Annotated in this window: 7 protein-coding genes and 1 pseudogene; 4 read left to right on the top strand and 4 right to left on the bottom strand. The window is 71.6% G+C overall.

Annotation, left to right across the window (positions count from 1 at the left end):
• Positions 1 to 552 (top strand): annotated as a pseudogene (locus StrepF001_RS17130) (diacylglycerol kinase); the annotation flags it as partial.
• Between the two features lie 24 nt (positions 553 to 576).
• Here StrepF001_RS17130 and StrepF001_RS17125 read toward each other — a convergent pair.
• Positions 577 to 1,077, bottom strand: a complete 501-nt coding sequence (locus tag StrepF001_RS17125; RefSeq protein WP_129799079.1) for a MarR family transcriptional regulator — start codon at positions 1,075 to 1,077, stop codon at positions 577 to 579.
• Between the two features lie 73 nt (positions 1,078 to 1,150).
• Here StrepF001_RS17125 and StrepF001_RS17120 point away from each other — a divergent pair, with 73 nt between their 5' ends.
• The 3 genes from StrepF001_RS17120 to StrepF001_RS17110 are packed head-to-tail and all read left to right on the top strand — an operon-like array spanning position 1,151 to position 3,948.
• Entirely contained in the window at positions 1,151 to 2,059 is a 909-nt protein-coding gene (locus StrepF001_RS17120; RefSeq protein ID WP_129799078.1) for an ABC transporter ATP-binding protein, read from the top strand.
• Positions 2,056 to 3,663 carry an ABC transporter permease gene (locus tag StrepF001_RS17115; protein WP_129799077.1) on the top strand — a complete coding sequence of 536 codons (1,608 nt, stop codon included), beginning with the start codon at positions 2,056 to 2,058 and terminating at the stop codon, positions 3,661 to 3,663. The genes StrepF001_RS17120 and StrepF001_RS17115 overlap by 4 nt, the downstream gene beginning before the upstream one ends.
• Before the next feature lie 42 nt (positions 3,664 to 3,705).
• Complete coding sequence (locus tag StrepF001_RS17110) at positions 3,706 to 3,948, top strand: hypothetical protein (protein WP_129799076.1); 243 nt, start codon at positions 3,706 to 3,708, stop codon at positions 3,946 to 3,948.
• Here StrepF001_RS17110 and StrepF001_RS17105 read toward each other — a convergent pair.
• The 3 genes from StrepF001_RS17105 to StrepF001_RS17095 all read right to left on the bottom strand — a co-directional run bounded on the left by StrepF001_RS17105 (position 3,914) and on the right by StrepF001_RS17095 (position 7,196).
• Entirely contained in the window at positions 3,914 to 5,131 is a 1,218-nt protein-coding gene (locus StrepF001_RS17105; protein WP_129799075.1) for a cytochrome P450, read from the bottom strand. The genes StrepF001_RS17110 and StrepF001_RS17105 overlap by 35 nt on opposite strands.
• A 62-nt stretch (positions 5,132 to 5,193) precedes the next feature.
• On the bottom strand, positions 5,194 to 5,859 hold the full coding sequence (locus StrepF001_RS17100) for a response regulator transcription factor (RefSeq protein WP_129799074.1): 666 nt from the start codon (positions 5,857 to 5,859) through the stop codon (positions 5,194 to 5,196).
• Positions 5,856 to 7,196, bottom strand: coding sequence for a histidine kinase (locus StrepF001_RS17095; protein ID WP_129799073.1), 1,341 nt, complete (start codon positions 7,194 to 7,196; stop codon positions 5,856 to 5,858). The genes StrepF001_RS17100 and StrepF001_RS17095 overlap by 4 nt, the downstream gene beginning before the upstream one ends.
• Positions 7,197 to 7,238 lie beyond the last annotated feature (42 nt).

The following is a 7,238-nucleotide window of genomic DNA, read 5'->3' as shown; positions in this document are numbered from 1 at the left end:
GGGGCACTGGGCGTACCGACGGGGGCGGTGGCGGCGGCACGGGCCGTGCTGGAGGGGGTCGAGCGGCGGCTGGATCTGCTCGTCGACGACAGTGACGGGGTGGTGCTGGGCACGCTGCGGATTCCGCCGGTTCCCATGCGTGAGGCGGACGATCGGCCGGGTGCGGCGGCTGCGCGGCCGTGGCTGCGGACGTGTCAGTCGCTGGTACGGACGCTGGTGCCGGCGCGGTCCTCCCGAGGGGCGGCGCCGGAGGCGGGAACCGTTGCCCGGCCCTCCCGGCTGCGGGTCGAGGTCGACGGCGTGACGCTGGTGGACGTCGGCCAGCCACTGGAAGCGGTGTCCGTGGCGCCGGACGGCTCGGGCGCTGCGGACGTGGAGGTGCGGCCGGCGTCGGTCGGTGCGGAGGCAGCACCTCTGAGGGCGGCCGGGCGGAGCGTGACGGTGTCCGGGGCCGACTTCCGGTACCGCGCGGACGCGGCGGTGGCAGGACCGGTGCGGAGGCGGACGTGGACGGTGTGGGAGGGAGCGCTGGGCCTGACGGTGCCGGGGTGAGGGCCTTGTTCCTGCGCCTGTCGTCTATGAACTGCTGCCGAACTCCTTGTCCCGATGCTCCCGCCAGCGTTCCATCAGCTTGCCGAGCTCGCCCTCCAGGTACTCGAAGAAGGCGAGCGTCTCGGCGATCCGCTGCCCACCGGGGGTCGCGGCGCCGAGGCTGTCGACGCCCTCGCGCAGGGTCTGCTCCCAGCGTTTGAGCACGGCGTCGCGGTTGGTCAGTGCCTCGTACCACTGATCGCTGTGCACCCGGTACCGCTCGCGCCGCGAGCCGGGTTCCCGTTCACGGGAGACCATGTGCACCTGGGCGAGATAGCGCACCGCGCCGGAAACGGCGGCAGGGCTGACCTGGAGCTGTGCGCCGAGTTCGGCGGAGGTCATGGCGCCGGAGTCGGACGCGAGCAGCGCGGCGAACACGCGAGCGGCCATGCGCTGCATCCCGGCCTCGACGAGCTGGGCCGCGAAGCCCTCCACGAACTTCGACACGGCCTCCGCGTCCCGTCCGACCTCCGCTGATTCCGTCATGCGCTCATCCTATCGGGGATTTATACGCTTCCTTAACTTCACAAGTTTCTGAAAGAAGCGTACGTTCTGAAGAATGACGAAGGCAATCACCGTCTCCGGACTGCACAAGTCGTTCGGCAAGACCCATGCGCTCGACGGCCTGGACCTGGACGTCGAGACCGGCGAGGTCCACGGCTTCCTCGGCCCCAACGGCGCCGGCAAGTCCACCACCATCCGTGTCCTGCTCGGTCTGCTGCACGCCGACTCCGGCGCCGCCCAGGTGCTCGGCCGCGATCCCTGGACGGACGCGGTGGAGGTGCACCGCCGCATCGCCTACGTCCCCGGCGACGTCACCCTGTGGCGCAACCTCTCCGGCGGCGAGGTCATCGACCTGTACGGCCGTCTGCGCGGAGGCCTGGACAAGCGGCGCCGCACGGAACTCATCGAGCGGTTCGAGCTGGACCCGACGAAGAAGGGCCGGACGTACTCCAAGGGCAACCGGCAGAAGGTCGCCCTCGTCGCCGCGTTCGCCTCGGACGTGGACCTGCTGATCCTCGACGAGCCGACCTCGGGCCTGGACCCGCTGATGGAGGAGGTCTTCCAGCGCTGCGTCGAGGAGGAGCGCGAGCGCGGCCGTACGGTCCTGCTCTCCTCGCACATCCTCAGCGAGGTCGAGGAGCTCTGCGACCGGGTCAGCATCATCCGCAAGGGCCGTACGGTCGAGAGCGGCTCGCTTGCCGACCTGCGCCATCTGACGCGGACCAGCGTGACCGCCGAGCTGGCCGGTCCGCCCAACGGGCTCTCCCGCCTGCCCGGCGTGTACGACCTCGACATCCAGGACCGGCGGGTCCGCCTCCAGGTCGACACCGACAAGCTGAACGACGTACTGAAGTCGCTCAGCGAGTCCGGCGTGCGGTCCCTGACGTCGACGCCGCCCACTCTGGAGGAGCTGTTCCTGCGGCACTACCAGGACGAGATCGGTGACGAGGTGGCTGCGCGATGACCGCCGCGGCCTTCGCCGTACGGGCCGGTGGCTCGCGCCAACTGGCCGGTACCGGCACGCTGTTGCGCTTCGCGCTGCGCCGCGACCGGGCCATGATCCCGATCTGGGTCGGCGTCAACGCGCTCATGGTGCTGTCCATGCCGAACACGCTCAAGAGCCTGTACGGCACCGCCGCCGAACGCGCCGACCTGCTGCAGCAGATGGAGACCAACGCCTCGCTGCGCGCCATGCTCGGCCCGGTCTTCGACGACTCGTTCGGCGCGCTGACCGCCTGGCGGATCGGCGTGTACGCAGGGCTGCTCGCCGCCGTGATGAGCCTGCTCATCGTCGTACGGCACACCCGCGACGAGGAGGAGAGCGGCCGGCAGGAGATGATCTCCTCGGCCATGGTGGGCCGACGCGCCCCGCTGACCGCGGCCCTGCTCGCGGCGGCGGTCGCCAATGCGGTGCTCGCGCTGCTGATCGCCGGGGGTCTGGCCGGTCAGGGAGCCTCGGGGGCGCTGGCTCTCGGGCTCGGCATCGCCGGCGTCGGGATGGTGTTCGCGACGATGGCCGCGATCGTCGCCCAGTTCACGGAGAGCGCGCGACTGGCACGCGGGCTGACGGCCGCGGTGCTCGGCGCCGCGTTCGTGCTGCGCGCGGCGGGCGACTCGGCGACGGACGACGGTTCGTCCCTCCTGACCTGGGTCTCGCCGCTCGGCTGGCTGGAGAACCTGCGGCCCTTCGCGAACGAACGGTGGTGGGTGCTGCTGCTGTTCGCGGCCGCCGCGGTCGTCCAGGGGGCGGCGGCCTACGAGCTCGCCGGGCGCCGCGACGTCGGCATGAGCTTCCTGCCGAGCCGCCCGGGGCCGGCGGACGGTCGGCTGGGTACCGCGGGGGCACTGGCCTGGCGGTTGCAGCGGGGCAGCGTGCTCGGCTGGAGCATCGGCTTCCTGCTCGCCGGGATCGTCTACGGCGCGATGACCGAGGGCGCGGCCGACCTGGTCGGCGACAACGAGCAGGCCCGCGAGATCTTCCAGCGTATGGGCGGTGAGTCGGCCTTCACGGACACCTTCCTGGCGTCGATGCTCGGCATACTCGGACTGGTCGCCGCCCTGTACATCGTCGCGTCCGTCCTGCGGCTGCACGGCGAGGAGACGTCCGGACGGGCGGAACCGGTGCTGGCCGGTGCGGTCGGACGGCTGCGCTGGGCCTGCGGCCACCTGCTGATCGCCTTCGGCGGCACCGTCCTGATCATGCTGCTCGCCGGGCTCGGCCTCGCCGCCGGGTACGGCAAGGAGTTCTGGCCGATCCTGGGCGCCTGCCTGATCCAGCTGCCGGCGATCTGGGTGATCGGCGGGCTCGCGGTACTGCTCTACGGGGTGTCGCCGCAGCTGGCTGTGGCCGCCTGGGGCGTTGCCGGGGCGGTGCTGCTCATCGGGTGGATCGGGCCCGCGCTGGATGTTCCGCAGGCGGTGCTGGACGTGTCGCCGTTCGGGCATCTGCCCAAGCTGCCGGGCGGGGAGATGGAGTGGGGCGCGGTGTCCGTCCTGACCGGGATCGCGGTGGTGCTGGTGGCCGGTGGACTGGCGGGACTGCGGCGGCGGGACGTGACCAGCAGCTGACCGTGGGAACCTTCGGGCGGCCTGTGCGCGTCCCTCCCGGGCATGGGGGAACGTACGCAGGCCGCTCTGGGGTGTCTGACCGTGGCCGCCGGGGCCGGTGCGGGGCTCGCCGTGTGGACGGTCGGTGTGCGGGGGCGGCTGTGGCGGTTCGAGCAGAGCCCGGACTGGAAGGTCCTCTACGCCGAACTGCCGCTCGCGATCCTCGGCGGGATCGCGGTCGGCCTCGCCGTCTGGGCCCTGGCCCAGCGCGTCAGGTCGCGACGCTCAGCCCGTCGAGGCCCCTGATCACGAAGTTCGGCTTGCGCTCCGGCTCCGCCGCCAGGGTGAGCGTCGGGGCCTTCTCCAGCAGGGCCCGCATCGAGGCCGCCAGCTCGATACGGGCCAGCGGGGCGCCGATGCAGTAGTGGATACCGGCGCTGAAGGAGATGTGCGGGTTGTCGTTGCGGGTGAGGTCGAGGCGCTCCGGGTTCCGGAAGACCTCGGGGTCGTGGTTGGCGGAACCGAAGAGCATGGCGATCTCCGCGCCGCGCGGGATCACCGTGCCGTCGATCTCGATCTCGTCCAGTACCCAGCGTTCGAAGAGCTGGAGCGGGGTGTCGTAGCGCATCAGCTCCTCGACCGCCGACGGGATCAGGGAGTGGTCCGCGCGCAGGGCGGCCAGCTGGTCCGGGTTGCGGAACAACGCCCACCAGCCGTTGACCGTGGCGTTCACGGTGGCCTCGTGGCCCGCGTTCAGCAGCAGGACGCAGGTCGAGATCATCTCCTGCTCGGTGAGGCGGTCACCCTCGTCGTGCGCCGCGATCAGGCCGGAGACGAGGTCCTCGCCGGGTTCCTTGCGGCGCTGGGCGATCAGCTCCCTCAGGTACTGCGAGAACTCGACCGACGCCCGCACCGCCTTCGTCGCCGCCGCCTCGGACGGGTTCAGCTCGTACATCCCGCAGATGTCCGCCGACCAGGGGCGCAGCGGGGCACGGTCGGACTCCGGGATGCCGAGCATCTCGGCGATCACCGCCACCGGCAGCGGCTCCGCCACCTCCGTCAGCAGGTCCCCGCCGCCCGCCTCGACCAGGCGGGAGACCAGGTCGCCGGCCAGGCCGTCCACATACGGCTTCAGCCGCTCGACCGTCCGCGGTGTGAACGCCTTCGACACCAGGCGCCGGATCCGCGTGTGGTCCGGCGGCTCCAGGTCCAGCATTCCGTGGTCGTTGAGCGTGTGGAACGGTTCGTGCTCCGGCGGGGGCGGCGTGCGCCCGAAGTCCTCGTGACTGAACCGGTGCTGGTACGTCCGGCCCAGGCGCCGGTCGCGCAGCAGCGCCGAGACGTCCGCGTGGTGCGGGACCAGCCACTGGTCGGTGGGCTCGAAGTAGAGCACGCGGCCTCGAGCCCGCAGCTCCGCGTAGGCGGGGTAGGGATCGGCGACGAACGCCGGGTCCCACGGGTCGAAGGCGAGGTCAAAAGCAGCTGCCATGAACGGACGCTAGCCCGGGACCCCGCCGTCTGACCAGGGGTGTCCGACGGCCGGGCGTTCGCTCAGCCCGGCGTCACCAGCCGCGCCTCGTACGCGAACACCGCCGCCTGTGTACGGTCCCTGAGGCCCAGCTTCACCAGGATCCGGCTGACGTGGGTCTTGATCGTCGACTCGGCGACCACCAGCCGCTCGGCCATCTCCGCGTTCGACAGGCCCTGCGCGATCAGCACCAGCACCTCCGTCTCCCGCTCGGTGAGGTCCCCGTACGCCGTGTGCGCGGAGGACATCAGGCGCGGGGCGTCGGACAGCTTCGAGAACTCCGTGATCAGCCGCCTGGTGACGGAGGGCGCAAGGAGGGCCTCCCCGGCCGCCACCACTCTTACCCCGTCGGCGAGTTGGCGTGCCGAGGCGTCCTTCAGCAGGAAGCCGGAGGCTCCCGCGCGCAGCGCCTGGTACACGTACTCGTCGAGGTCGAAGGTGGTCAGTACCAGCACCTTCGCCGAACCGTCCGCGGCGACGATCTCCCGGGTCGCCTCGATGCCGTTCAGCTCCGGCATGCGGATGTCCATCAGCACGACGTCGGGGGCCAGCTCCCGCACCCGCTCCACCGCCTCGCGCCCGTTGACGGCCTCGCCGACGACCTCGATGTCCGGCATCGCGTTCAACAGGACCGAGAAGCCCTCGCGGACCATCATCTGGTCGTCCGCGACCAGTACACGGATGGTCATGCGTCACCTTCACCCAGGCTGGTCACCGGCAGGAACACCGCCACCTCATAGCCTCCGTCGTCCGTCCGGCCCGCCGTCATCTCGCCGTTCAGCATGGAGACGCGCTCCCGCATACCCGTGATGCCGTGTCCGGCACCCGGCGAGGGCTTGATCAGGGCCGGCGCGGGCGGCGGGCCGTTGACTATGCGCAGGCCGAGGCCGCCGAGGACGTACCCGATCTCGACACGGGCGTCCGCACCGGGCGCGTGCCGCAAGGTGTTGCTCAGGGCCTCCTGGACTATTCGGTACGCCGACAGCTCCACGCCCTGCGGGAGTTCGCGCACCGCTCCGGTCACCGCCTTGTCCACGGTCAGGCCCGCATCCCGCACATTGGCGAGCAGTGCGTCCAGGTCGGCGAGCGTGGGCTGCGGTGCGTCGGGGGCCTCGTAGTCCTCGGCGCGGACGACGCCCAGGACGCGGCGCAGTTCGGTGAGGGCCGCCACCGCGTTCTCCCGGATGGTGGCGAAGGCCCGCTCCAGCTCCGGCGGCGGGTTCTCCACCCGGTAGGGCGCGGCCTCCGCCTGGATGGCGACCACCGACATGTGGTGGGCGACGACGTCGTGCAGCTCGCGGGCGATCGTCGTGCGCTCCTCCAGGAGGGCGCGCCGGGAGCGCTCGTGGGCGGTCTCGGTCTGTTGGGCGGTGACCTCCTGCTTGGCCTCGCGGCGGATGTGCCAGACGGCGACGCAGAGCAGGACCATCGCGGAGACGACCAGCATGGGGCCGACGTTCGTGCCGTAGTAGTAGCTCGGGCCGAAACCGGCCTCGGCCACGAGGCCGTAGGCCGCTGTCAGCGCCCACATCCACGCGGCCGTGCGCGGCCTGGTGCGCATGGCCACGACCGTCAGCACCGTCAGATGGCAGGCGAAGGCGCCGGCCATCCACGGCCACTCGCCCCAGCTGCCGCCCAGGACCCCGGCGACCGGAGTGGCGGCCATCGACAGCCAGAACGCTCCGACGGGCCGCACCATGGTCAGCAGAATGGGGAGCACGCAGAGCGGACCGAGCAGCAGTGCCGGGCCGCCGGTGTCGATGGTGGAAACGGGCAGCGTGAACAGGGCCGCCGCGATGATCACGGCGTGCGGGGTCCAGGCCGCGTACTCCCGCAGGCGGCCGGGCAGCCGCCGGGTCAGCGGGCCGTCGACGCTCATCCGGGGCAGCGGACGGTAGGCGAAGGCGTTGTGAAACAGGTCCTGGCGCAGCCCGCTCAGGGCGCCCATGGCCAGCCGGTACTCGGGGCTGCGCGACGCGCCTGCGCCTCCGGGTGGCGGCGTCTGCGTCTGGGTCGTCTCGGTCACGTTGAGAACGGTAGGCGGAGGCGGGGCTCACGTCGTCCCCAG

Source organism: Streptomyces sp. F001 (assembly GCF_004187715.1).
GTDB lineage: Bacteria > Actinomycetota > Actinomycetes > Streptomycetales > Streptomycetaceae > Streptomyces > Streptomyces flavusporus.
The sequence above is the reverse complement of the archived record's forward strand: the minus strand, read 5'-3'. Positions and strand labels throughout refer to the sequence as shown.